This window comes from Arthrobacter sp. SX1312, assembly GCF_002929295.1.
Taxonomy (GTDB): domain Bacteria; phylum Actinomycetota; class Actinomycetes; order Actinomycetales; family Micrococcaceae; genus Arthrobacter_D.
Map to the genome: position 1 here is coordinate 86731 of NZ_PJIM01000001.1, position 24702 is coordinate 111432.

The window sequence follows — 24702 nt, forward strand, 5'->3', positions numbered from 1 at the left end:
ACGAGACTATCGGACGGCGCTGCGCCGTCCCGGGGCCGCTCGAGGCGGGCCGCCCGTCGTAACCGGCCGTTAACACGGGCGCGCGAGAATGGCGAGGCGCGGCCGCGCGTGTTCCGGGCCCGCGGATCAGTAGAGTGATGACGGCGCCTCACGCGCGCCCCGGACGGCCCTGAGCCGTGCGGGCGGCCCGCGGCGCCGGAGCAGGGCGTCCCGGGCAGGTACTGCCTGCCGACCCGACCGAGCGGTCCGGGCATCGATTCGAGGAATGAGGTTGTCATGGACCGGCAGCAGGAATTCGTACTGCGCACCATCGAGGAGCGGGACGTGCGCTACGTACGGCTGTGGTTCACCGACGTCGTCGGGTCCCTGAAGTCGGTGGCGCTCGCCCCGGCCGAGGTCGAGGGTGCGTTCGAGGAGGGCCTCGGGTTCGACGGATCCTCCATCGAGGGACTCGCGCGGGTGTACGAGTCCGACATGCTGGCCCAGCCGGACCCGTCGACCTTCCAGATCCTGCCCTGGCGCGGCGAGAAGGAGCAGACGTCCCGGATGTTCTGCGACATCCTCACCCCGGACGGCCGGCCGTCCACCGCCGACCCGCGCGGGGTCCTCAAGAAGACCCTCGCGAAGGCCGCCGACATGGGGTTCACCTGCTACACGCACCCGGAGATCGAGTTCTACCTGCTGAAGTCCGCGGAACCGGGCGCGGACGGCCAGCCCGTGCCGGTGGACCAGGCAGGCTACTTCGACCACGTGCCGGGCGGCGTGGCCCAGGATTTCCGGCGGACGGCCGTGGCGATGCTCGAGTCCGTGGGCATCTCCGTGGAGTTCAGCCACCACGAGGCGGGGCCCGGGCAGAACGAGATCGACCTGCGCTATGCCGACGCGCTGCAGACCGCGGACAACATCATGACGTTCCGCACCATCATCAAGGAGGTCGCCCTGACCTCGGGCAGCTATGCGACCTTCATGCCGAAGCCCTTCTCCGAGCATCCCGGGTCCGGGATGCACACCCACTTCTCGCTGTTCGAGGGTGACACGAACGCGTTCTACGAGGCGGGCGCCGAGTTCCAGCTGTCGAAGACCGCACGGCAGTTCATCGCCGGCATCCTCCGGCACGCCCCCGAGTTCACCGCCGTGACCAACCAGTTCGTGAACTCCTTCAAGCGGCTCTGGGGTGGCGGCGAGGCGCCGAGCTACCTGTCCTGGGGCCACAACAACCGCTCCGCCCTGGTGCGGGTGCCCCTCTACAAGCCCAACAAGGGCCAGTCCGCGCGCATCGAGTACCGTGGCATCGATTCCGCGAGCAACCCCTACCTCGCGTACTCGGTGCTCCTGGGCGCGGGCCTGAAGGGCATCGAGGAGGGCTACGACCTGCCGCCGGCCGCCGAGGACGACGTCTGGAGCCTGACTGCCGCCGAGCGCCGCGCCATGGGACACGACCCCCTCCCCGCCAGCCTGCACGACGCCATCCGCGTCATGGAGGAGTCCGAGCTCGTCGCCGACATCCTGGGCGAGCAGGTCTTCGAGAACTTCCTGCGGAACAAGCGCGCGGAGTGGCACGACTACCGCATCCAGGTGACACCCTACGAGCTGCGCCGGAACCTCAACATCCTGTAAGGCCGTCCCGGAGGACATGGCTAGGGTTGGGGCATGAGCCTCAACCGCAAGCTGATCAGCTACGGCTTCACGGACCTCGAGAAGAGCCGGCGTTTCCTCGACGCCCCGGAACTGCGTGGCCTCGACGACGACGACCTCTTCGCGGGTCTCGCCCTGTCCGCCAACCCGGACATGGCGCTGCAGTCCTTCGTGAGGCTCCTGGCGGTGGATCGCACGGCGGTCACGGGGGCCTTCTCTGACGAAGGCCGGCGCGGTCTCCTGTTCCGGCTGCTGGGCGCCACCGAGGCGCTCGGGGAGTTCCTCATGCGCCGCCCCGAACACCTGGACGTCGTGAGGACCAGGCCGGCGACGCCGCCGGTCGTCGCTCCCGAGGGGCTGCGCGCCGAGTTGCTCGGCTCCGTCGACGCCGATCCGGCCGCGGCCAATCCCGTCGCGGGCGTCGTCGGCGTCGATGCGTACTGTCGGCTCCGGGTCGCCTACCGGAGGCTCCTCACGGACCTCGCCGTCCGCGACCTCGGGCACTGTGCGCCCGTCGACTACCTGCCCGTCGTCGCGCGTGAACTCGCGGACCTCGCCGCCGCCGCGCTGGAGGCGTCGCTCGCCGTCGCGCGGGCGGAACTCGGCGAGGTGTACGGGCCCGACGTCGTCGCCCGGGTCAGGCTCGCCGTGATCGCGATGGGCAAGTGCGGTGCCCGCGAACTGAACTACATCTCCGACGTCGACGTCGTCTACGTGGTGGAGGGGGAGGACCTCGACGACACGACGCTCACCCGGATCGGGACGGGACTCGCGTCCGGCATGTCCCGGGGCGTGTACTCGCCCGGTCCGGAGCCGGCCCTGTGGGAGGTGGACGCGAACCTCCGGCCGGAGGGCAAGGACGGCCAGCTCGTGCGGACGCTGCAGTCACACGTGTCCTACTACGAGCGGTGGGCCAAGACCTGGGAGTTCCAGGCCCTCCTGAAGGCCCGGGCCGCGGCAGGGGACGCCGACCTCGGCCGGCGGTACGAGGAGGCCATCGCCCCGCTCATCTGGGCGTCGTCGCAGCGGGAGGGTTTCGTCGAGGGCGTCAGGGCCATGCGCCGCCGCGTCACGGACAACATCGCGCGCGACGAGGAGGCACGCCAGCTGAAGCTCGGCCCGGGCGGCCTCCGCGACGTCGAGTTCACCGTGCAGCTGCTGCAGCTCGTCCACGGACGGCTGGACGAGTCGCTGCGGGTCCGCGACACCGTCTCCGCCATCGCCGCCCTGAGCGCCGCCGGGTACGTGGGGCGCTCCGACGCGCTGGACCTCGACGACTCCTACCGCTACCTGCGGGTCCTCGAGCACAGGATCCAGCTCATGCAGATGCGCCGCACCCACCTGATGCCCGAGGACGAGACGTCGCTGCGCGCCCTCGCGCGGTCCTCCGAGGGATGCATGGTGCGGGTACGTCCGAGCGCCCAGAGCCTCCACGACAAGTGGCAGTCCACGCGGCGCCTCGTCCGGCGGCTCCACGAATCGATCTTCTACCGGCCCCTGCTCAACACCGCGGCGACGCTCCGGCCCGAGGACGTGCAGCTCACCGCGGAGGCGGCGCAGGCACGCCTCGCGGCGCTGGGCTACCAGGATCCGCGGGGCGCGATGCGCCACATCGAGGCGCTCACCGGCGGGCTCCGGCGACGCGCACTGCTGCAGCGGCAACTCCTGCCCATCCTGCTGGGCTGGTTCGCCGACGGCGTCGATCCCGACGCCGGGCTCCTCGGGTTCCGTCGGCTCAGCGAATCGCTCGGCGAGAGCCACTGGTACCTGGGCATGCTGCGCGATTCCAACGCTGCGGCGGAACGCCTCTGCGCCGTCCTGTCGAGCAGCCGGTTCATCACCGATCTGCTGGAGGTGTCCCCGGAATCGACGCAGTGGCTGGGCTCCGACGCCGAGCTCGTCCCGGAGACCTTCGAGGCCCAGTGGCACGAGATCCGGTCGAAGATGTCCAGGCACCCGGAGCCCGAGGATGCCATCCGCCTGATCCGCCTCATCCGGCGCCGCGAGCTGCTGAGGATCGCCGTCGCCGACAGTTCGGGCCTGCTGTCCCAGGCGGAGGTAGGGGAGGCGCTGTCCGACACCGACCGGGCGGCGGTCCTCGGTGCCCTGCACGTGGCCGAGAACCAGGTGTTCGCGCGCGAGGAGCAGCTCACCGACGTCGTCGTCATGGCGATGGGACGCCAGGGCGGCCGCGAGATCACGTACGGGTCCGACGCCGACGTCATCTACGTGCACCGGCCACGACCCGGGGCGGACGAGTCCGCGGCGCAGAAGCAGGCGGAGACGATCGTCGCACGGCTGGTCGCGCTGCTCACCCAGCCCTGCAAGCCCGCCGTGCTCGCCGAACGCGTGCTGGAGATCGATGCCGCCCTCCGCCCGGAGGGCAAGCAGGGCCCGATGGTCCGCTCGATCGGCTCCTACCGCGAGTACTACCGCCGCTGGTCGCTCGTGTGGGAGGCGCAGGCGCTCCTGAGGGCCCGCCCGCTGGCGGGCGACGACGGCCTCGCCACCGAATTCCTGGACCTCATCGACCCCGTACGGTATCCCCGCGACCTCGCCGAGAGCGACGTCCGCGAGATCCGGCGCATCAAGGCGCGCGTCGAGGCGGAACGGCTACCGCGCGGGGCCGACCCCTCGCGGCACCTGAAGCTGGGGCGCGGTGCCCTCAGCGACGTCGAGTGGCTGGTGCAGCTCCTCCAGCTGCAGCACGCGCACGCTCTTCCGGCCCTGCGCGTGCAGTCCACCCTCGCCGCGCTGCAGGTGATCGAGGCCGAAGGGCTGGTCCCGGCGGAGGACGTCGCCATGCTGCGCGGCAGCTGGACCCTGGCCACCCGGATCCGTGCGGCGAACCTCATCTGGAGCGGCCGGGGGTCCGACCTGCTGCCGTCCTCACGCCGCGACCTCGAGGCGGTGGCGCGCTGGTGCGGCTACGGTCCGGACAGCGGCTCCCACCTGGAGGAGGACTACCTCCGGATGACGAGGCGCAGCCGAAGCATCTTCGAGCGGCACTTCTACGGGTACTAGCGCTCCCGTTCCTGCTGCGGGACCGGCGACGGCGGCCGCCCCCGCAGTGGGGACGACCGCCGTCGCATGTGGTGCGGGGTGCTGCTAGACGCCGTAGTAGAGCTCGAACTCGTAGGGGTTCGGGCGCAGGGAGAGCGGCTTGATCTCCATCTCGCGCTTGTACTCGATCCACGTGTCGATCAGGTCCTGCGTGAAGACGTCGCCCGCCTGCAGGAACTCGTTGTCCGCCTCGAGGGCCAGGAGGGCCTCCTCGAGCGAGCCGGGAGCCTTCTGGATGTCCTTGGCCTCCTCGGCGGGGAGCTCGTAGAGGTCCTTGTCGATGGGGTCAGCGGGCTCGATGCGGTTCTTGATCCCGTCGAGGCCGGCCATGAGCTGCGCGGCGAAGGCGAGGTACGGGTTCGACGACGGGTCCGGCGCGCGGAACTCGATGCGCTTGGCCTTCGGGTTGGACCCGGTGATCGGGATCCGGATGCCGGCGGAGCGGTTGCCCTGCGAGTAGACCATGTTGACCGGGGCCTCGAAGCCCTTGACCAGGCGGCGGTAGGAGTTGACCGTCGGGTTGGTGAAGGCCAGGACGGCGGACGCGTGCTTGAGCAGGCCACCGATGTACCAGCGGGCCATGTCCGAGAGTCCGGCGTAACCGCGCTCGTCGTAGAACAGCGGCTGGCCGTTGCTCCACAGGGACTGGTGGCAGTGCATGCCGGAGCCGTTGTCGCCGAAGACGGGCTTCGGCATGAAGGTGGCGGACTTGCCCCAGGCGTTCGAGACGTTCTTGACGATGTACTTGAACTTCTGCAGGTCGTCCGCAGCGTGCGTCATGGTCGTGAACTTGTAGTTGATCTCGGCCTGGCCGGCGCCGCCGACCTCGTGGTGGGATCGCTCGACCTCGAGGCCCGCCTTGTCCAGTTCGACGCAGATCGCGTCGCGCAGGTCCGCCTGCTTGTCGACGGGAGACACCGGGAAGTAGCCGCCCTTGAACGGCGTCTTGTTGCCGAGGTTACCGCCGACCTCCTCGCGGCCGCTGTTCCAAGGTGCCTCGATGGAGTCCACCTTGTAGAAGCTGCCCTGGGGGGAGGACTCGTACTGCACGTTGTCGAAGATGAAGAACTCGGCCTCGGGGGCGAAGAACGCCGTGTCCGCGATGCCGGTCGAGGAGAGGTACGCCTCGGCCCGCTCGGCGACGCTGCGCGGATCGCGGTGGTAGGGGTCGCCGGTGCGCGGGTTGACGATGGAGAAGTTCAGGGCGAGGGTCTTCTCGACGCGGAACGTATCGATGAACGCCGTCGTCACGTCCGGGATCAGCTGCATGTCGGACTCGGCGATGCCCTGGAAGCCGCGGATGGAGGAGCCGTCGAAGAGCTGCCCGTGGATGAAGAAGTCCGCGTCGACCGTCTTGGCGGGGACGTTGAAGTGCTGCTGCACGCCGGGCAGGTCGGTGAACCGGACATCGACGAACTTGATGTCTTCGTCGGCGATGAATTTGAGGACTTCGTCCGCATTCTTGAACATTCATGCTCCTATCGCAGGGCTGGGGGAAAGACTGGGCGCCAGCGCGTGCCCCTGCACCGCGCGGGAAGTCACGAGCTCCGGCGGAGTGGGACGCTGCCGCCGTCTCGCTCCAACTGTAGGAGCGGGCAGTTTCTCGCTGGTGTCGCCGTTGTTTCCGGGACGTTACATGAGGGGAAGTGCGTCTCCCACCCTAGCGCGTCCCTGAGGTGGCGGGCATAATGGGGCCGCTCACCGCCGGGTACGCTGGAGGCGTGGTAAGTAGACATGACCTCGGCTCGTGGATGGAAGGCCCCTCACCGTCGGGCAACCAGCAGTGGCCCGGCCAGCGGCTGGGACGGCCCGAAGCGGGTCCGGGGTCGATCGCCCGATTCGGGCCGAGGGCCGCGGCGCTCCTGATCGACTGGGTCATCTGCTCACTGCTGTCCGCAGCGTTCTTCGGGTACGACTCCTTCGCCACGCTGTACCTCTTCCTCGCCGAACAGATCCTGTTCGTCGGGTTCTTCGGCTACAGCATCGGGCATCGCATCCTGCGCATGCAGGTGCAGACCCTGGACGGCAGGCCTGCGGGCTATCTCACCGCGATCATCCGGAGCGTGCTCCTGTGCCTCGTGATCCCGGCGCTCATCATCGACACGGACCAGCGTGGAATCCATGACCGGGTGCGCCGGACCGGGCTCTTCCGCATCTAGCCGGCACGACGGACCGGACGACGAGGAGCCCCTCCCGACGGGAAGGGCTCCTCGTGTGTCAGCGGGACCGGCACGGCGACCCGCGGGTCAGCGCCCGCGCATCGCCTTCCGGTCGGGCCGGGCCTTGAACGGGTCCACGCCCTTGGGGATCGGGAGCTTCGTACCGAGGGCGCTCAGCCGCTTGTCCACGGCCGACACCTCCTGCTTGGTGAGGGTCTTCTTGAGCTTCTGGACGGTCTTCGGGAGCTTCGACAGGGGGACCTGACGATCGTCACGGCCGGTCTCGATCACGTGGACGGGCACGTTGGGGATGATGCGTGCCATCTTGCGTTTCTCGCCGTCCACGAGCTGCTTGACCCGGGTGGACGGACCCTCCGAGACGAGGATGACTCCCGGGCGACCGATCACGCGGAACACGGCGTCCTGGGTGCGCGGGTTCACGGCGACGGGCTGCTCCTGGAGGATCCAGCCGCGACGCAGGACGCTCAGGGCGGCTCCGGCCGCGCCCGGCTTCCCCTCGATCTGCGAGAACGCCGCACGTTCGGCCCGGCGCGACAGGATGAAGATCGCGGCGAGGAACGCGAGCGGGATGGCGATGATCATCAGCGTGACGACGTTGTCGATCAGCAGCCCGATCAGCAGCCCCAGGGCGACGATGCCGACGAACGCCAGCAGCATGGACCAGACGACGCTCGGATCGTTGCGCCGGGTCATCTTGAAGACCTCGGAGACCTGCTTCATCCGCCCGGTCTTCTTCGGGCCCTTCGCGGCCTTCGGCTTGCGGGAGAACAGACGGCGTTTGGGCGTGGGGGAACCGGAAGGATCGATCGTGTGCGACATAGTTCTTCGATTCTACGGGATGGCGGGGGAGCGGCGGCCGGACTGCCCGCCGTCGTGTGCGGCGGGCAGGTCAGCCGGCGAGGAGCGAGGACGCTTCCTGCAGGGCGGTTCCGGACTCGTCCAGGTGGGCGAGTTCCGGGGGGAGCTCGAGGCCCTTCTTGCGCATGGCGCGCGCCCAGAGGCGGCCGGCGCGGTACGACGAACGCACGAGGGGGCCGCTCATGACGCCGAGGAACCCGATCGCCTCGGCTTCATCGCTCAGTTCGACGAACTCGCCGGGCTTCACCCAGCGGTCCACCGGGAGGTGGCGCTCGCTCGGGCGCAGGTACTGCGTGATCGTGATGAGGTCGCAGCCGGCGTCGTGCAGGTCGCGGAGGGCTTCGGAGATCTCTTCCCGGGTCTCGCCCATCCCGAGGATGAGGTTCGACTTCGTCACCATGCCGCGGTCGCGTCCCTGGGTGATGACGTCGAGGGAGCGCTCGTAGCGGAATGCCGGCCGGATCCGCTTGAAGATGCGGGGGACCGTCTCGACGTTGTGCGCGAAGACCTCCGGGGCCGCGTCGCAGATCGCGGCGATGTGCTCGGGGCGACCGGAGAAGTCGGGGATGAGGATCTCCACGCCCGTGCCCGGGTTCATGCTGTGGATCTGCCGGATGGTCTCGGCGTAGAGCCACACACCCTCGTCGGGCAGGTCGTCGCGCGCGACGCCGGTGACGGTGGCGTAGCGCAGGTTCATCGACTGCACCGACTGGGCGACCTTGAAGGGCTCGCTGCGGTCGAGGGGCTGCGGCTTGCCGGTGTCGATCTGGCAGAAGTCGCACCGCCGGGTGCACTCGGAGCCGCCGATCAGGAACGTGGCCTCCCGATCCTCCCAGCACTCGAAGATGTTGGGGCAGCCTGCTTCCTCGCAGACGGTGTGCAGGCCCTCCTTCTTCACCAGGTTCTTCATGGACACGAATTCCGGGCCGATGTTGACCTTGGCCTTGATCCAGTCGGGCTTTCGCTCCACCGGTGTCTCGGCATTGCGCGCCTCGACGCGCAGCAGTCGGCGGCCCTCGGGTGCAAGACTCACAGGGAAGCTCCTTCTGGCTGGTTCTGGGCGGGGCCGGACGTGCCGGCACCGGCAGGGTGGGGTGTCCCGGTGTCATCGTTGCCCACCAGCACCGCCTCATTCTTGCGCAGTCCCGCCTCGATCGACGAAACGAGATCGGCCGGGGTGACCGTGCGGCCGCATTCGGCGGAGATGGAGGTGACGCCGGCGTCCGCGATGCCGCAGGGGACGATCTGCTGGAAGGGCGCGAGGTCGTTGCTGCAGTTGACGGCGAAGCCGTGCATGGTGACGCGGTTCCTCACGCGGATGCCGATGGCCGCGATCTTGCGCGCGGGTCGCGCGCCGGTCTCCGCGAGCCAGACCCCGGAACGCCCGTCGATCCTGATGCCGTCGATCCCGAGGGGGCGCAGGGAGGCGATGATGACCTCCTCCAGGGTGTGGACGTAGTCGGCGACGCGCGCCGGATCCCGCAGCGCGAGGACCGGGTATGCGACCAGCTGTCCTGGCCCGTGCCAGGTGAGTTTGCCGCCACGATCGACGGGCACCACGGGTGTGCCGTCGAAGGGCCGCTCGTGATCTTCGGTGCGTTTGCCTGCCGTGTAGACGGGGCTGTGTTCGAGGAGCAGGACGGTGCTCGGCGCGGTGCCCTCCACCACCCGGGCGTGGAGTGATTTCTGCATCTCCCACCCCTGTATGTACTCGATGAAATCCGGAGCGAGGCCGACGCGTGAGAGCACAAGGGTCATGGCACAAGCCTAGTCCTGCCCGGCGACACCGTCCTGCCGCCGTCCTCCGGGCCGGGCCTGCACGGTCAGCACGGCGATCCGCGCCGGTCCTCGGAGCGATCTGGGAGGTCGAAGGTCGCACCGAGGCGGACCAGTCGCCAGTCCGTCCCCGCGCGCCGCACCTCGAAGTGGAGGATCGGGGAGACGGGGCCGGTCTGGGCCTGGAACCGCCAGAAGTCGGCCCGCCACGGGTGGACCGGCCGCACGTCCTCCCTGTCCGCCCGCGTCGAGGGCAGTGCCCGCCACGTGGACCAGTGACGACGGGGACCCACCACCTGCCACAGGGAGCCCCGCCAGCGCAGCCGGCAGGGCTGCGGGAGGCCGTCGACGTCCTCGAAGGTGAGTCCGACGGCCTCGTCCACAGGACGCCAGGCCTCGGTTGCATCAGGGGGAGTGCGTTTCATGACTACCTGCCTCGTCCGGAACTGTGCATTAAAAATAGAACAAATGTTCTAGTGCTGCAATCGGGTCTGGAGCGCGTCGCCGGCTGGGCTGTGGATAACCCCTGCGGACGGCTCGCGTGCCCTAGAACTGGACCATGGACGATGACACCGGGTCGATGGCGGCGAGGCCTTCAGCAGGCACGACGACGGGCACTGCGGCGGGGGATGCCGCATTCCCGCCCAACAGACCGGACGGGACGGTGAGCGCGGATCCCGACGACGCAGAGCGGCCGGCCGTCCCGGGACTGCGGGTCGGGCGTCTTCTGGGACGCGGCGGATCCTCCGCGGTATGGCTGGTGACAGACGACGAGGGTCGGCGTCTCGCCCTGAAGGTGCTCGCACCGGTTCCTGCAGGTGCCGCGGAGGGACGAGGCGCGGAGCGGGCCGTGGTGCCGAGCCGTCGCGGGAGGCGCGCTGCCACCGGCGCTGCGCCGTCGCCCGCCTCCGGTGCGGGGTCGAACGGTGCTGCGGCGCCCTCCCCGTCATCGGGCGTCGGGGGCGGCGTGGGCATGAGCGTCCTCGTGCGCGAACTGAGGTTCCTGCAGCGGTTCACCCATGATCACCTCGTCAGGGTGCACGGCGTCGTCGAGACGGACCAGGGCCCCGGCCTGCTGATGGACCTCGCCCCGGGCGGCTCGCTCCTCGCCCTCGTCACGAGCCGTGGACCGCTGCCGATCCCCGAGGTCGTGACAGCCCTGGTCCCGGTGGCGCAGGCTCTCGGCTACCTGCACGGCGCCGGCGCCCTGCACGGGGACGTGACGCCGGGGAACATCCTCTTCACGGCCGAGGGCAAGCCACTCCTCGGTGATGTCGGGACCGGACGCCTCCTGGGAGCCGGGCGGGACGGCGTCGCGGGGACCCCCGGCTTCCTCGATCCGCTCCACGACGGATCGTTCGACGCCGGCGCCGACGTCTTCGCCCTGGCGGCCGTGGCCTGGTTCGCCCTGACCGGCCGGATCCCCGGACCCGCCGAGCAGCGGCCGCCGCTCGCACTGATCGTCCCGGAGGTACCCCTGGAGCTCATGCAGCTCATCGAGGATGCATTGAGCTCCGACAGGGACCGACGCCCCACCGCGGACCACTTCGCCCGCGGCCTGCTGGCCGGCTCGGCGCCGGCTCCCGTCGACCTCGTGCCGGCGGTGCATGCGAGCGTCCTGCCGGAGCTGCTGACCCGACGGGCCGACCCGCCTCCCGGCGATCCGCCGTCCCGGTGGAGGCGGCCGGGCGGCATCCGCCCGTCCGCCGGTGGGGGTGGACCGGGGGCCGTGCGCGCAGAACGCCTGCCCGGAGGTAGCTCCCGGGGAGCACGGCTCCGGGGACCACGCAGTCCAGGAGGATCCGTGCCGGGAGCACGGCCACGGGGAGGACGCCGTCGGGGTCGAGGACAGGCCCCTGCTTCCCGTCGAGCGGGCCCGGTGTCCCGGCAGCGGGGCCGCTCCGGTTCGCGGGAGCGGCGTACCCGGGGCGTGCTGGCGCTCCTGGCCGGGGTCGCCGCCGTCGTGCTGCTCGTGGCAGGGATGGCCCTGACCCTCGACGTCGTCCGTTCTACGGAGCCGGCGGCCGGTCGTGCACCCGACGCCGCACCCGACGCCGTGCGCGGCGCCGCTCCCGGTGCCGTCCCCGGCGGGGCCCCGGCGAATCCCGGGCCGGACCCTGCGGACCCCGGCCCGTCGGATCGGAGCGAGACCGGCGGGGGGAAGGAGCGGCCGGGCGCGGACCCGGCCCGGGACGGGACGGGCACCGGCAGCCCCGACACGGACCGGGCAGCACGACCCGGTGATCCCGCCGTCGCGCTGCATGGACTGGCCGACGCGAGGGCACGGGCCTTCGCCGAGGCGGATCCGGACCTGCTCACCATGGTCGACGTCGCGGGGTCGCCGGCGATGGCGGCGGATCGGGAAGCGGTCGGTGCGCTCGCCGGGACGGGCAGGGCTCTGCGCGACCTGTCGATCGACATCCGGGACCCGGCCGCCCTGACGGACGCGGAGCTGGCAGACCTCCCGGCGCTCGCGACCCTCCCGGCGGTCACCGATCCGCCGCGATCCACCGAGGTGTCCGTGGTCCGGGCGACGGCGGCGCTGTCCTCCTACACCGAGACGGCGTCGGCACCGGCCCTACAGGGATCCGGGCCGGGCCCGCTCATGGCGGCCGACCGGCAGGAGCTGATCTTCATCCTGTGGGGGTCCGCCGACGGGTGGCGGATCCACTCCGTCGTCGCGCCGCCCGCCTGAGCCGTGCCGTCCGCGGGGTCAGGACGTCACGGTGCGGTGCACCCAGGAGGCGAGGGCCTCCGGAGTGGGCTCGTCGAAGGTGAAGCCGGCCCGGGTCAGCGCGCGGGGCTCCATGCGGACGCTCGCCAGCAGGAGGTTCGTGGCGAGCTGCCCCATGACGAGCTTCAGGAAGATGCCGGGGACGCGGAACCACACCGGTCGGTGGAATGCCTGGCCGAGCTGCAGCGTGATCGTGTCCACGGTCGACGGCGTCGGCGCGTTGACGTTGACGGGACCCGACAGGGGCGCGGTGAGGAGGAACTCGACGGCGCGGACCTCGTCGTCGAGGCTGATCCAGGGCCACCACTGGCGGCCGGAGCCGAGCGACGTACCGGCGAAGAAGCGGATCGGGGTCAGGAGCGCGGGCAGGGCCCCGCCCTGCTTCGCCATCACGACGCCCGTCCGGGTGAGCACGACGCGCACGGCATCGGGAGCGCGCAGCGCTTCCGCCTCCCAGCGCCGGCAGATATCGGCCATGAGGGAGTCACCCGAGGTGGAGCCCTCGGTCAGCACCTCGTCGCCCCGATCCCCGTAGTAGTTGGACCCCGACTGGCTGATGAACACCGTGGGTGGGGTGGCCGCCTTCCGCATCGCCTCGACGAGGGTCCTGGTGGCAGTGATGCGCGACGAGTACAGCGTCTCGATATAGCGCCTCGTCCAGAGTCCGCCCGCGATGCCCGCCCCGGAGAGATTGATGACGGCGTCCGCCCACTCGACGGCGTCGACGTCGAGGTCCCCGGCGGACGGGTTCCACCGGACCTCCTGCGGACCCTTCGGCGCCCTGCGCACCAGGCGTCGGACCTCGTGGTCCGTCTCGAGCTTGCGGGCGAGGGCAGTACCGATGGTCCCGGACGCGCCGGCGAGGAGGATACGCATGCTCCCATCGAACCACTTGTCACGGGGGAACGGTACCGGAGCCGCCGTGCGGGGGCGGCCTCGCCGGGACGACGGCAGGCGCCGCAGGACGAGGGACCCCCGGACGCCGTCCGGGGGTCCCTCGTCCTGCGGGATGGAAGGGCTCAGCCCTGCAGGGTGGCGGTCAGCGAGATGTCCTTCACGGCGGCGAGGGCCTGCGAGACGGGGCAGCCCTCCTTGGCGGCCTGCGCGAGGCGCTGGAAGTCCTCCTCGGACAGGCCCGGCACCGTGGCGTCCACCGTGAGGCGGATGGCGGTGATCCCGGTGCCGGGCTGGAAGTCGACCTCCGCCTTCGTCTCGATGCGCTCGGCAATGTTGCCCTCCTCGCTGAGGGCGAGGCTGAACGCCATCGAGAAGCAGGCGGAGTGCGCCGCCGCGATGAGCTCCTCGGGGCTCGTCTTGCCGCCCGACTGCTCTGCGCGGGCCTTCCAGGTGACGTCGTAGGTGCCGAGGCCGGACGAGTCGAGCGTGACCTGGCCTGAGCCGGTGGGGAGGTCCCCGCTCCAGACGGTGTGGGCTGTACGAACGGTAGCCATGGTTCTCCTTGCTGTGGAACGGACGCGGAGGTCGCATCCGGTGCTTCGGTCCCATCCTAGGGAGCGGGGGAGAACAGGAGAAGCCGCCTCCCTCACGGGAAGCGGCTTCTCCTGCGACCGGGTGGCCGGTCAGGCGCTACAGACCGAGGTCGGCCTCGAACGCGCCGGCCTCCAGGCGTGCCTTCAGCGTCTGCAGGAATCGACCCGCGTCCGCGCCGTCCACGAGGCGGTGGTCGTAGGTCAGGCTCAGGTACATCATGGAGCGGATCGCGATCGTGTCGTCGCCGTCGGGGCCGGTGATGACCACGGGACGCTTGACGATGATGCCGGTCCCGAGGATGCCGACCTGCGGCTGGTTGATGATCGGCGTGTCGAACAGGGCTCCGGCGGAGCCGATGTTCGTGATCGTGAACGTGCCGCCCGAGAGCTCGTCCGGACCGATCTGACCGTTGCGGGTCCGTGCGCCGACGTCGGCGATCTTCTTGGCGAGACCGCCGAGGTTGAGGTTGCCGGCGTCCCTGATGACCGGGACGAGCAGACCCTTCTCGGTGTCGACCGCGATCGCCAGGTGCTCGGCGTCGTGGTACGTCACTTCCTTCTTCTCCTCGTCGAACGAGGCGTTCAGCTTCGGGTGCTGCTTGAGCGCCTCGGTGACGGCCTTGGAGAGGAAGGGCAGGAAGGTCAGCTTCGCGCCGTTCTGCGCCTGGAAGGTGTCCTTGGACGCGGTCCGCAGCTTCGCGATGCGCGTCATGTCGACCTCGACCACCTGGGTGAGCTGGGCGGACACCTCGAGCGACTCGCGCATGCGCTTGGCGATCGTCTGCCGGATGCGAGGGGCCTTCTCGACCGTGCCGCGCAGCTTCGAGGGCTCGACGGCGGGGGCCGCGGGCTTCGACGGTGCGGCGGCAGCAGGGGCCGGGGCGGACGCTGCTGCCGCGGGCTCCGCCTTCTGGGCCTTCCTGGCCTCCGCCGCCTCGAGGACGTCCTGCTTGCGGATCCGTCCGCCGACGCCGGTGCCCTTGACGGTCGAGAGGTCGACGTCGTTCTGGTTGGCCAGACGACGCACGAGGGGGGTCACGTAGGCTGCGGCGTCCGAGGTTCCGGATTCCTGCGCCGGCGCGGATTCGGGCTTCTGGGCGGCCTTCTCGACGGGCTTCTGGGCGGGCTCGTCCTCGGAGGGGGCGGGCTTTGCTGCGGGCGCGCCGTCGTCGTCGGACGGGGCGGCCTGCGGGGCCTTCTCGACCGGAGCGTCGTCGCGTTCCTCGGCGGGTGCCGCGGCCAGCGGTTCGCCTGAAGCGGCTTCGACCTTCTTGGGCGCGGCAGCCCCGGAGCCGATCACGGCGAGGACCGCGCCGACCTCGGCGGTCTCGTCCTCGTTGACGCGGATCTCCTGGAGCTTGCCAGCGACGGGGGACGGGATCTCGGTGTCGACCTTGTCGGTGGAGACCTCGAGGAGCGGCTCGTCGACCTCGACGTCGTCACCGACGGCCTTGAGCCAGCGGGTGACGGTGCCTTCGGTGACGCTTTCGCCGAGAGCGGGGAGGGTGACCTCGGTGCCCTCCGACGACTCCTCCGAGGATCCGGCGGACGACTCCTCGGCGGGGGACTCGGCGGCCGCAGGAGCCGACTCCTCCTCGGGCTCTGCCTCGGCGGGGGCTTCCTCGGAGGCCGGGGCGGCGCCGGAGTCGGCGCTGCCTGCATCGCTGCTCCCGGAGCCGTCACCGATGCGCACGAGCGGGGCGCCGACCTCGGCGGTCTCGTCCTCGGCGACCAGGATCTCCTCGATCACACCGGCGATCGGGGACGGGATCTCGGTGTCGACCTTGTCGGTGGAGACCTCGAGGAGGGGCTCGTCGACCTCGACACGGTCACCGACCTGCTTCAGCCAGCGGGTCACGGTGCCTTCGGTGACGCTTTCACCGAGAGCGGGCAAGTTCACGGATTCAGACATAGTGCGCCCGTTTCTCCTTCGTAGATCGTTCCTTTGGCAGCTGGTCGACGTGCGGGCCTGCTCAGCTGGACGTGCTCGGTTTTTCTGCTTCCGAGCTTAGTCCACGCCCTCGGGGCGTGGACCAAGCCGGTGCGGTGCCTGCAGGGTTGTGCGTCAGCCGTGCAGCGGCTTGCCGGCCAGGGCGAGGTGGGCCTCGCCGAGGGCCTCGTTCTGCGTGGGGTGCGCGTGGATGAGCGGGGCGACGTCCTCGGGGTAGGCCTCCCAGTTGACGATGAGCTGCGCCTCGCCGATCTGCTCGCCCATACGGCTGCCGAGCATGTGGACCCCCACGATCGGGCCGTCCTTCTCGCGGACGAGCTTCACGAGTCCGCCCGTGCCGATGATCGAGCTCTTGCCGTTGCCGGCGAGGTTGTACTCGTGCGTCTCCACACGGTCGTCACCGAACTTCTCGCGGGCGGCCTTCTCGGTGTAGCCCACGGAGGCGATCTCGGGATCACTGTAGGTGACCTTGGGGATGTTCAGGTCGGCGACGACGACGGGCTTCAGGCCGCCGATCTCCTCCGCCACGAAGATGCCCTGCTGGAAACCGCGGTGGGCCAACTGCAGGCCGGGGACGATGTCGCCGATCGCATAGATGTTCCCGACGCCGGTGTGGAGGCGCTCGTCGGTGATGACGAAGCCGCGGTCCAGGGTGAGGCCGGCCTCCTCGTAGCCGAGGTCCTGCGTGACGGGTCCGCGTCCGACGGCGACGAGCATGAGGTCCGCCTCGAAGGTCTTGCCGTCCTCGAGCGACACCACGACGCCGTCCTCGTTCTGCTCGACGGACTTGAAGCGGGTGCCGGTGTTGAACTTGATGCCGCGCTTCTTGAACGCCCGCTCGAAGCTCTTGACGATCGAGGCGTCCTCGTTCGGGACGAGGGAGGGGAGGGCCTCGATGATGGTGACGTCCACGCCGAACGACTTCCAGACGGACGCGAACTCGCACCCGATGACGCCGCCGCCGAGGATGATCGCGGTCTTCGGCACGAAGTCCATGGTGAGGGCCTGGTCCGAGGTGATGACCTTGCCGCCGATCTCGAGGCCGGGGAGGCTGCGCGAGAAGGAGCCGGTCGCCAGCACGATGTGCTTGCCGGTGTAGACGGTGCCGTCGACGTCGATGGTGTTCTCCGACGCGAGCTTGCCCGAACCCTCGATGACCGTGATGCCCTTGGACTTGATGAGTCCCTGCAGGCCCCGGTACTTGCCCGCGATGATGCCGTCCTTGTACGCGTTGACGGCGTTCATGTCGATCGACTCGAACGTCGCCTTGACACCGTACTTCTCGGCATCGCGGGCGCCGTCGGCGATCTCGGCGGAGTGCAGGAGCGCCTTCGTGGGGATGCAGCCGTTGTGGAGGCAGGTGCCGCCGAGCTTGCCCTTCTCGATGAGCCCCACCGTGAAGCCCAGCTGCACCGCGCGGAGGGCTGCAGCGTATCCGCCGCTGCCTCCACCCAGTACCAGGATGTCGAATTCTTGCGCAGTTGCCGATGCGGCCACTTGGACGCTCCCTCGCGTGGTCTGTTGACGCGCAGGGCGCGTCGGTTGATAGATCGGTTGATGAATCGATGACTGATGCGGTCGCGGTGCGGTCGCAGGTGCTTCGTACCCTCGTTTTTCACCCTATCCCCAGATGTGGTCCGCATCCACCTCAAGCGCGGGCGCTGCACGCCGCAGTTCGCGGATGTGCGCATTCTCACCCGGCCCGGGGAGGGGCGGGGACCAGACACGCGGGGCGCCGGACCGGCGTGCGGTCCGGCGCCGCGGGGTGCTATGCGGTGCGGGCGAGGACGTCCTCGACGTACGCGAGCAGGGTGCGGACGCCGACGCCGGTGCCGGCCTTGGGGGTGTACCCGTACGGCGCGCCCTCGTTGAAGGCCGGTCCCGCGATGTCCAGGTGCGCCCAGGGGATCTTCTCGCCGTCGACCTGCCCGACGAACTCGCGGAGGAACACCGCGGCGGTCATCATGCCGCCGTTCCGCTCGCCGATGTTGGCGATGTCCGCGACCTGGGAGTCGAGGCTGGGGCGCAGTTCCTCGGGCAGGGGCATGGGCCAGAACTGCTCGCCCGCCCGGTCCGCCGCGGCCTTCACGGCGTCCCGCACGCCGTCGTCGCCCATGACGCCGGAGACGCGGGTGCCGAGGGCGACCATCTGTGCGCCCGTGAGCGTCGCGATGTCGATGATGGCGTCGGGTGCCTCCTCGCTGGCGGCCGCGAGGCCGTCGGCGAGGACGAGGCGGCCCTCCGCGTCGGTGTTGAGGACCTCGACGGTCCGCCCGCCGTAGATCGACAGGACGTCCTCGGGGCGCTGCGCGGTCCCGGAGGGCATGTTCTCGGCGAGGCACAGCCAGGCGGTGACCTTGGCGGGCAGGCCCAGTTCGGCGACGGCGAGGAGCGTGGTCAGGACGACGGCGGCGCCCGCCATGTCCAGCTTCATCGTCTGCATGCCCGCGGCGGGCTTCAGCGAGAGTCCGCCGGAATCGAAGGTGATGCCCTTGCCGACGAGGGCGAGGTGCACGGCGGACCTGGCGGGGGAGTACTCCACCTTGACCATGCGCGGGGGCCGGGAGGATCCCTTGCCGACGCCGAGGATGCCGCCGTAGCCGTCACGCTCGAGGCGCTTCTCGTCCATCACGGTGACCTTGACGGGCAGGCCGCGCGTGAGCTCCTTCGCGGCCTGCGCGAACGTCTCCGGGTAGAGGTGGCTCGGCGGCTGGTTCACGAGCGTGCGCGTGGCGTTGACGTTCTTGCCGAGGATGACGGCGCGCCGCAGCGCGGGGACGAGCCCGGCGTCGTCGGCCACGGGCGTGTACACGACGACGCTGCGGACGGCGTCCCGGTCCTTGGCCGGGGCGACCGTGCCGTCCGGTTTGAGCCCGGACTTGTGGCCCTCGTAGCTGTAGGCGCCGAAGGCGGCGCCCTCCGCGACGGCGGTCGCGGCGACGACGGTCTCGGCCGGCAGGGCGAGGACGACGGTCTCCAGTCCGGTCAGCTGGCGGATCGCGGCGCCCGCGGCGCGGCGGAGGGTCTCGGGAGGGAGCACCGCTCCGGCGGACACCGGTCCGACGCCGGAGAGCACCAGCGAATCGGCACCGGTCTCGGGGAGGCCGGGGAAGCGGCGGACCTCGTCCGCGGCACCCGTGATGCCGAGGACCTGCAGGGAGTCCCCGAGCGCACGCGCGGCCTTCGCGGGGAGCGGGCTGTCGAGCAGGACGGGCCCGTCGGCCCCCTTGGCGACCGCGATCACGAGCGCGTCGCTCGGAATCTTCTTGAGGTCCTTCGCGGAAGCGGTCAGGTGTAGTTCGGTGGTTCTGATCACGGAATCTGTCTCCTCGTGTCCGGATGCGTGTCCGGATCGGCGTCGCAGGTGGTCCCGGTATCCGGTGGTCCGGGAACCGTCCTGACGATCGTAGTCTCTACGCCGCGGCGGCCCGGAATGAAGGCGGCGCGGGTGGTGTTGAGGAGAGCAGGACCTGACCGGAGGAGAGAGCCATGCTGGATCCACGAACCCTGTACACCACCGACACCGACGTCTTCGACGACCCCGGGAGCAGGGGGCTGCCCCTGCTGGTGAGCCTGACCGGCTTCATGGACGCCGGGCAGGTCGTCTCGCAGGTCAGCGAGGAACTCCTCGAGGTGCTCGAGCACGAGCCCGTCGCCGAGTTCGACGCCGACCAGCTCATGGACTACCGCGGACGCCGCCCGAGGATCACCTTCGCCGAGGACCACCTGACGGACTACCGGCCGCACCGGCTCGAACTGCACCGCCTGTACGACGGACTCGGTGAGCCCTTCCTGCTGCTCACCGGCGCCGAGCCGGACCTCCAATGGGAGCGCTTCGCGAGCGCGGTCGTCGGACTCGTCGAGGACCTGGACGTGCCGATGACCTCGTGGATCCACGCGATCCCGATGCCCGTCCCGCACACGCGGCCGATCGGCGTGACGCTGCACGGAAACCGTTCCGACCTCATCGACGGCATGAACGCCTGGCGTCCCACCGCCGAGCTGCAGGCCTCCATCGGGCACGTGCTGGAACTGCGCCTGATCGAGGCCGGGCACGACGTCGTGGGGCACGTCATCCACGTGCCGCACTATCTCGCCGAGGCGGAATACCCTCCAGCCGCCGTGGCGGGCCTCGAATACCTGGGCGCGACCGCCGGACTCGTGCTGCCCACCGACCGCCTGCGGGAGACCGGGCGCGACGTCGAGCGGCAGATCGCCCGGCAGGTCGGCAATTCCACGGAGGTGCAGTCCGTGGTTTCCTCGCTCGAGAAGCGCTACGACGAGTACGCCGACGGCGTCGCCCGGAAGTCGCTGCTGGTCAAGGACAACAGCGAGCTCGCCAGCGCGGAGGAGCTGGGTGCCGCGGTCGAGGCCTACCTCGCGAGCCCGCAGGCGGAGGAGGAGTCCACGCTGCTCTGGGACACCGAGTTCCTGGGGACCACGCCCATCGACTACGACCGCTCCGGCGCCGAGGACGGTGGCGCCGACCACGAGGACGCCTCTCCCGGGACCGGCGCCGCGCCGAAGCCCGGCGCCTCCGACCGGCACGACGACGGACCGGACGGCGCATCTCCCACGGGATAATGGGCGGGTGAATTCTTCGCGGGCACTCCTGGTCTGGGCGGCAGGGGTCGCGGCCTACCTCGTCGCCGTCACGCAGCGCACCACGTTCGGCGTGGCCGGCCTCGAGGCGACGGACCGCTTCAGCGCCTCGGCCTCGCAGCTGTCGATCTTCACCGTCGTCCAGCTGCTCGTCTACGCCGGACTGCAGGTGCCGGTCGGCGTCCTCGTCGACCGTTGGGGCCCCCGGACGCTGATCGTCACGGGCGGCGTGCTCATGGCGCTGGGGCAGGCGCAGCTGGCCTTCGCGGATTCCGTGGGGGCCGGCATCGCCGGCCGCCTGTTCGTGGGGGCGGGGGACGCCATGACGTTCATCAGCGTGCTCCGGCTGCTTCCCGCGTGGTTCGAACCGCGCCGCATCCCCGTCCTGACGCAGTGGACGGGGATCATCGGCCAGCTCGGGCAGGTGGTCTCGGTCATCCCGTTCGTCGCGGTGCTCTCCGCCTTCGGCTGGCAGTCCGCGTTCCTCTCCGCCGCCGCGCTCTCGGCCCTCGCCGTCGTCCTCTCGGTCAGCCTGATCCGGGACTCGCCCGTCGTCCGCCCGCGGAGCGCCCAGACCATCCGGGAGACCGGGACCTCCCTCGCCGCCGCCTGGAAGCAGCCCGGCACACGGCTCGGCCTGTGGGCGCACTTCACCATCCAGTTCCCCGGCACCGTCTTCGTCCTGATGTGGGGCTACCCCTACCTGGTGCGGGCCGAGAAGGTGGGAGAAGGCGCGGCGTCCGCGCTGATGACCCTGTTCGTCGCCGTCGGGATCGTCTGCGGCCCGTTCCTCGGCCGCTACGTGGGCCGGCATCCCCTGCGTCGCTCCACCATGGTGCTCGCGATCGCCGCCCTGATGGCCGGGGCCTGGCTGGCGGTCCTCCTCTACCCGGGACCCGCGCCCCTCCCGCTCCTGACCCTGCTGGTGGTGGCGCTCGCCGTCGGTGGGCCGGGGTCGATGATCGCGTTCGACTTCGCCCGCACGTTCAACCCTGCCGCACGCATGGGTACGGCCATCGGCATCGTGAACATCGGCGGCTTCATGGCGTCCCTGCTGACGATGTTCGCCATCGGGACCGTCCTCGACGTCCTGCTCGCCACCGGGTTCTCGCAGGGCGACCTGTACGCCCTGCCGTCCTTCCGCCTCGCGATGTCCGTGCAGCTCCTCGTCGTCGCGGTCGGCGCCATCGCCGTCGTCATCGCGCGGCGGAGGGTCCGCCGGAGGATGGCCGAGCAGGGGGTCGTCGTCCCGCCGCTCCGTGATGCCCTGGCCCGCGAACGCCGGCGACGCCGGGAGCAGAGAGCCGCCCGGAACCAGTAGGAGGGCAGCCCCGCGGCAGTTGTCCACATAGTCCCGGACCCCCGTGCGCCCCGCAGGCGACCCGAGGACGCTGGCGGCATGTCATCTCCCACGAGCCCCGCGTCGGGCACCCCGGCGTCACCGTCCTTCGTCGTCACCTCACCGGCCGACATCCTCTCCTACATCCCGCACGCCCTCGGTTTCATGCCCGACGAGAGCCTGGTGGTCCTGACGACCAGCGGCAGGAGGCTCGGGGCCACGCTGCGCGTGGACCTCCCCGGCGCCGGGACGGATCCGCTCGGGTTCGCCGACGGCGTGCTCTCCTTCCTGCAGGGCGACGTCGACGCCGACGGCACGCTGATCGTGGTGTACACGGAGGAGCACTGGGAGAGATACGCCCCGGCACCGCGCAGCGGCCTGGTGCTGACCATGGAGACGGTCCTCGGCACCGCAGGCCTCCCCGTCCGCGGCGGCTGGTTCGTCGGGCGGTCAGGGTGGCGCGACATCTTCTGCACGGACGAGGAGTGCTGCCCCTGGCCGGGCCAGCCCCTCGACACCGTGGCGCACAGCGCACTGAACGCAGAGCTGGTCTTCGGGGGGAGTGCGTTCGACGCATCCGCGCCCGACGCCGTCCTCCGTGCCGCGCCCTCCGTTGCCGCACGGGACGTCCCGGGCGCGGCTGCCCCCGACCCGGCGGTCCGGGCCGTCGAAGGCGCGCGGGCGCACTATGCCGCGTGCTGCGCAGGCCGGTGGACGGCGCCCGGGCAGTTCCGCGCGACGTCGGCCCTGTGGGACGCCGTCCTGCCCGGCGCGGGGGGCTTCGACGTCGAGGCCGAGCCCGACGTCGCGGGCTTCCTGCTGGCGAGCGTCGAGTCGCGGGCGGTCCGCGACTTCCTCCTCGCCAGTGCGTGCCTCGGGTCCGCGGCAGCCCTCGACGGCGCGACGGCCTGCGGGTTGCTCGCGTCGGAGGCGTGGGCCGACACGCCGTCGACAGCACCGGAGGGGGAACGGCCCGGCGCTGCGCGGGTCCTGCCGGAGGTGCGGAGCGCCGGTCCGCTCCAGGGCGCCATCGCCGCCCTCCGGACGGACGGGGCCGGCGCCGGAGGGGACTCCGGGTCCGAGGCGACGCCGACGGCAGGACCTGCTCCCTGTGGCGCCGAGGCGCTGCTCTATGCGGATGTGCTGGCCGGCAGGTACTCCGGCGCGATCGCCTGGGGCCGCGTCGATGCGATGAGCGTCCTCCTCGCGCGGCGCGCGGCGGTATCGGAGGGCGAGTCCCGTGCCGCGGCCCTGACCATGAGCGCCTGGTTCGAATACGCACGGGGCCGGGGATCGCGCGCGGCCGTCTTCCTGGATGCGGCGGAGCAGGCGGTGCCCGGCTACCGCCTCGCACGCCTGCTGCACGAACTCCTGCGCCGCGGCGGGCTGCCGGCGTGGGCCCGGAGCCGTGCGACGGCGTGGACGGCGGGGGCCGCGACGGCCCTGCATGACGCGGCCTGAGGCCGTCGGCCGGACCCTCGGGAACGGCGGCAGGAGCCGGCCACCGGCGGCCGGGGTGATTTCCGGCGGAACGGCGAGCCGTGAGACAATGAAAGTTGAGACCCGGTTGGGTCCGTGCACCAGAACTTCACCGAGCGTTTCCACGCGGGTTGTTGCCGAAGGGCGGCTCCCGAGGAATAGCGAGGGCTGCAGGACTGTTCCCTTGGGAACTGACCCGAGCAGTATCCGTCTGGTATCGAGCGCGGACTTGACAGGGTCATAGTGGTGTTGTCCCTCTGACGATGCCACACACCGCCGTACGAAAGGTTCTCTGTGTCGGTCAAGAAGACAGCAGCACCGGCGTCGCCAGACGCTGGTACCACCACTACCAAGCGACGGGTGGCGGCCAAGAAGCCGGCGACCAAGGCCGCTTCGGCCGCTGCAGCGAAGGCCTCGGCAGCGGATGCCCAGGGTTCCGTGGACGCCGTCGACACACCGGATCCCGCCGTCGAGGTCGACGTCGACGCCGAGGACGCGAAGCCCGAGACCCCCGAGGTCGGGACGAGCACCGGCTTCGTCTACTCCGATGCCGACGACGACGACGCACCCGCGCAGCAGGTCGTGTCCGCCGGCGCGACCGCGGACCCCGTCAAGGACTACCTGAAGCAGATCGGCAAGGTCGCCCTGCTGAACGCGGAGCAGGAAGTGGATCTGGCCCTCCGCATCGAGGCCGGTCTTTTCGCGGAGGAGAAGATCGCCGCGGATCCGGACATGGACCCGAAGCTGAAGCGCGAACTCGAGTTCGTCATCCACGACGGCAAGCGTGCCAAGAACCACCTCCTCGAGGCGAACCTCCGCCTGGTCGTGTCGCTGGCCAAGCGGTACACCGGGCGCGGCATGCTCTTCCTGGACCTCATCCAGGAAGGCAACCTGGGGCTGATCCGTGCGGTCGAGAAATTCGACTACACCAAGGGCTTCAAGTTCTCCACCTATGCGACCTGGTGGATCCGCCAGGCGATCACGCGTGCCATGGCGGACCAGGCGCGTACCATCCGCATCCCCGTCCACATGGTGGAGGTCATCAACAAGCTGGCCCGCGTCCAGCGGCAGATGCTGCAGGACCTCGGCCGCGAACCCACCCCCGAGGAACTCGCCCTCGAACTCGACATGACACCGGAGAAGGTCGTCGAGGTCCAGAAGTACGGCCGCGAACCCATCTCCCTGCACACGCCGCTCGGCGAGGACGGCGACTCGGAGTTCGGTGACCTGATCGAGGACTCCGAGGCCGTGGTCCCGGCCGACGCCGTGAGCTTCACCCTCCTGCAGGAGCAGCTCCATTCGGTGCTGGACACCCTCTCCGAGCGGGAGGCGGGCGTCGTGGCGATGCGCTTCGGGCTGACCGACGGCCAGCCGAAGACGCTGGACGAGATCGGCAAGGTCTACGGCGTCACGCGTGAGCGCATCCGCCAGATCGAGTCGAAGACGATGTCGAAGCTGCGCCACCCCTCCCGGTCCCAGGTCCTGAGGGACTACCTCGACTGACCATCGAGCCTCCTTACGCCAAGGGCCCTTCCTGCGGGAGGGGCCCTTCGTCATGGGGCTGGGAGGCCCCATGACAGGGAAAGGCCCGCTCC

General features: G+C 70.5%; 17 protein-coding genes and 1 pseudogene. 8 read left to right on the forward strand and 10 right to left on the reverse strand.

The genetic code is table 11. From position 1 onward, the window contains the following. Positions 1-276: 276 nt before the first annotated feature. Positions 277-1617: a type I glutamate--ammonia ligase gene (glnA, locus tag CXQ92_RS00390; RefSeq protein WP_104164283.1), complete on the forward strand. Its 1341-nt coding sequence runs from the start codon at positions 277-279 to the stop codon at positions 1615-1617. A 33-nt stretch (positions 1618-1650) separates the two neighbouring features. Then, positions 1651-4659 (forward strand): bifunctional [glutamine synthetase] adenylyltransferase/[glutamine synthetase]-adenylyl-L-tyrosine phosphorylase, encoded by a 3009-nt coding sequence (locus CXQ92_RS00395; protein WP_104164285.1) that lies wholly within the window; start codon positions 1651-1653, stop codon positions 4657-4659. 84 nt (positions 4660-4743) lie between these two features. Here CXQ92_RS00395 and glnA (CXQ92_RS00400) read toward each other — a convergent pair whose 3' ends face one another. Continuing rightward, a complete protein-coding gene (gene glnA, locus CXQ92_RS00400) occupies positions 4744-6168 on the reverse strand; it encodes a type I glutamate--ammonia ligase (protein WP_104164287.1) in 1425 nt (474 codons plus the stop codon). Between the two features lie 251 nt (positions 6169-6419). Here glnA (CXQ92_RS00400) and CXQ92_RS00405 point away from each other — a divergent pair, with 251 nt between their 5' ends. Beyond that, positions 6420-6857 (forward strand): RDD family protein, encoded by a 438-nt coding sequence (locus tag CXQ92_RS00405; protein ID WP_104164289.1) that lies wholly within the window; start codon positions 6420-6422, stop codon positions 6855-6857. A gap of 87 nt (positions 6858-6944) precedes the next feature. Here CXQ92_RS00405 and CXQ92_RS00410 read toward each other — a convergent pair whose 3' ends face one another. The 4 genes from CXQ92_RS00410 to CXQ92_RS00425 all read right to left on the reverse strand — a co-directional run bounded on the left by CXQ92_RS00410 (position 6945) and on the right by CXQ92_RS00425 (position 9937). Next, positions 6945-7697, reverse strand: coding sequence for a DUF4191 domain-containing protein (locus tag CXQ92_RS00410; protein ID WP_104164291.1), 753 nt, complete (start codon positions 7695-7697; stop codon positions 6945-6947). A 70-nt stretch (positions 7698-7767) separates the two neighbouring features. Continuing rightward, positions 7768-8769, reverse strand: coding sequence for a lipoyl synthase (gene lipA / locus CXQ92_RS00415; RefSeq protein ID WP_104164293.1), 1002 nt, complete (start codon positions 8767-8769; stop codon positions 7768-7770). Next, the gene (gene lipB / locus CXQ92_RS00420; RefSeq protein WP_104164295.1) at positions 8766-9494 is read right to left on the reverse strand and encodes a lipoyl(octanoyl) transferase LipB; all 729 of its coding nucleotides are present in this window, start codon (positions 9492-9494) and stop codon (positions 8766-8768) included. The genes lipA and lipB overlap by 4 nt, the downstream gene beginning before the upstream one ends. Before the next feature lie 65 nt (positions 9495-9559). After that, positions 9560-9937, reverse strand: coding sequence for a hypothetical protein (locus CXQ92_RS00425; RefSeq protein WP_146067327.1), 378 nt, complete (start codon positions 9935-9937; stop codon positions 9560-9562). Between the two features lie 134 nt (positions 9938-10071). Between CXQ92_RS00425 and CXQ92_RS00430 the strand changes: the two genes are divergently transcribed. Continuing rightward, on the forward strand, positions 10072-12207 hold the full coding sequence (locus CXQ92_RS00430; protein ID WP_146067328.1) for a serine/threonine-protein kinase: 2136 nt from the start codon (positions 10072-10074) through the stop codon (positions 12205-12207). An 18-nt stretch (positions 12208-12225) separates the two neighbouring features. Here CXQ92_RS00430 and CXQ92_RS00435 read toward each other — a convergent pair whose 3' ends face one another. The 5 genes from CXQ92_RS00435 to CXQ92_RS00455 all read right to left on the reverse strand — a co-directional run bounded on the left by CXQ92_RS00435 (position 12226) and on the right by CXQ92_RS00455 (position 19003). Next, positions 12226-13122: a TIGR01777 family oxidoreductase gene (locus CXQ92_RS00435; RefSeq protein WP_104164301.1), complete on the reverse strand. Its 897-nt coding sequence runs from the start codon at positions 13120-13122 to the stop codon at positions 12226-12228. A gap of 143 nt (positions 13123-13265) precedes the next feature. Further along, the gene (locus tag CXQ92_RS00440) at positions 13266-13697 is read right to left on the reverse strand and encodes an OsmC family protein (protein WP_104164303.1); all 432 of its coding nucleotides are present in this window, start codon (positions 13695-13697) and stop codon (positions 13266-13268) included. Between the two features lie 136 nt (positions 13698-13833). Further along, positions 13834-15648 carry a 2-oxoglutarate dehydrogenase, E2 component, dihydrolipoamide succinyltransferase gene (gene sucB / locus CXQ92_RS00445; RefSeq protein WP_104164305.1) on the reverse strand — a complete coding sequence of 605 codons (1815 nt, stop codon included), beginning with the start codon at positions 15646-15648 and terminating at the stop codon, positions 13834-13836. Between the two features lie 153 nt (positions 15649-15801). Beyond that, positions 15802-17184 (reverse strand): dihydrolipoyl dehydrogenase, encoded by a 1383-nt coding sequence (gene lpdA / locus CXQ92_RS00450; RefSeq protein WP_104164307.1) that lies wholly within the window; start codon positions 17182-17184, stop codon positions 15802-15804. A 271-nt stretch (positions 17185-17455) separates the two neighbouring features. Further along, positions 17456-19003, reverse strand: a complete 1548-nt coding sequence (locus CXQ92_RS00455) for a leucyl aminopeptidase (protein WP_104164309.1) — start codon at positions 19001-19003, stop codon at positions 17456-17458. 173 nt (positions 19004-19176) lie between these two features. Here CXQ92_RS00455 and CXQ92_RS00460 point away from each other — a divergent pair. From CXQ92_RS00460 to CXQ92_RS00475, 4 genes and pseudogenes are all read left to right on the forward strand, one after another. Then, a pseudogene (locus tag CXQ92_RS00460) lies at positions 19177-20070 on the forward strand (proteasome assembly chaperone family protein); the annotation flags it as partial. Between the two features lie 208 nt (positions 20071-20278). Further along, on the forward strand, positions 20279-21610 hold the full coding sequence (locus CXQ92_RS00465) for a nitrate/nitrite transporter (protein WP_104164313.1): 1332 nt from the start codon (positions 20279-20281) through the stop codon (positions 21608-21610). A 78-nt stretch (positions 21611-21688) separates the two neighbouring features. After that, on the forward strand, positions 21689-23089 hold the full coding sequence (locus tag CXQ92_RS00470) for a DUF4192 domain-containing protein (protein ID WP_104164315.1): 1401 nt from the start codon (positions 21689-21691) through the stop codon (positions 23087-23089). Between the two features lie 378 nt (positions 23090-23467). Further along, positions 23468-24610 (forward strand): RNA polymerase sigma factor, encoded by a 1143-nt coding sequence (locus CXQ92_RS00475; protein WP_258069614.1) that lies wholly within the window; start codon positions 23468-23470, stop codon positions 24608-24610. Positions 24611-24702: the final 92 nt, after the last annotated feature.

Excerpts from the sequence above, each read along its gene's own strand:
- glnA (WP_104164283.1), top strand. The coding sequence starts at position 277 with ATGGACCGGCAGCAGGAATTCGTACTGCGCACCATCGAGGAGCGGGAC.
- CXQ92_RS00395 (WP_104164285.1), top strand. The coding sequence starts at position 1,651 with ATGAGCCTCAACCGCAAGCTGATCAGCTACGGCTTCACGGACCTCGAG.
- glnA (WP_104164287.1), bottom strand. The coding sequence starts at position 6,168 with ATGTTCAAGAATGCGGACGAAGTCCTCAAATTCATCGCCGACGAAGAC.
- CXQ92_RS00410 (WP_104164291.1), bottom strand. The coding sequence starts at position 7,697 with ATGTCGCACACGATCGATCCTTCCGGTTCCCCCACGCCCAAACGCCGT.
- lipB (WP_104164295.1), bottom strand. The coding sequence starts at position 9,494 with ATGACCCTTGTGCTCTCACGCGTCGGCCTCGCTCCGGATTTCATCGAG.
- CXQ92_RS00425 (WP_146067327.1), bottom strand. The coding sequence starts at position 9,937 with ATGAAACGCACTCCCCCTGATGCAACCGAGGCCTGGCGTCCTGTGGAC.
- CXQ92_RS00430 (WP_146067328.1), top strand. The coding sequence starts at position 10,072 with ATGGACGATGACACCGGGTCGATGGCGGCGAGGCCTTCAGCAGGCACG.
- CXQ92_RS00435 (WP_104164301.1), bottom strand. The coding sequence starts at position 13,122 with ATGCGTATCCTCCTCGCCGGCGCGTCCGGGACCATCGGTACTGCCCTC.
- CXQ92_RS00440 (WP_104164303.1), bottom strand. The coding sequence starts at position 13,697 with ATGGCTACCGTTCGTACAGCCCACACCGTCTGGAGCGGGGACCTCCCC.
- sucB (WP_104164305.1), bottom strand. The coding sequence starts at position 15,648 with ATGTCTGAATCCGTGAACTTGCCCGCTCTCGGTGAAAGCGTCACCGAA.
- CXQ92_RS00470 (WP_104164315.1), top strand. The coding sequence starts at position 21,689 with ATGTCATCTCCCACGAGCCCCGCGTCGGGCACCCCGGCGTCACCGTCC.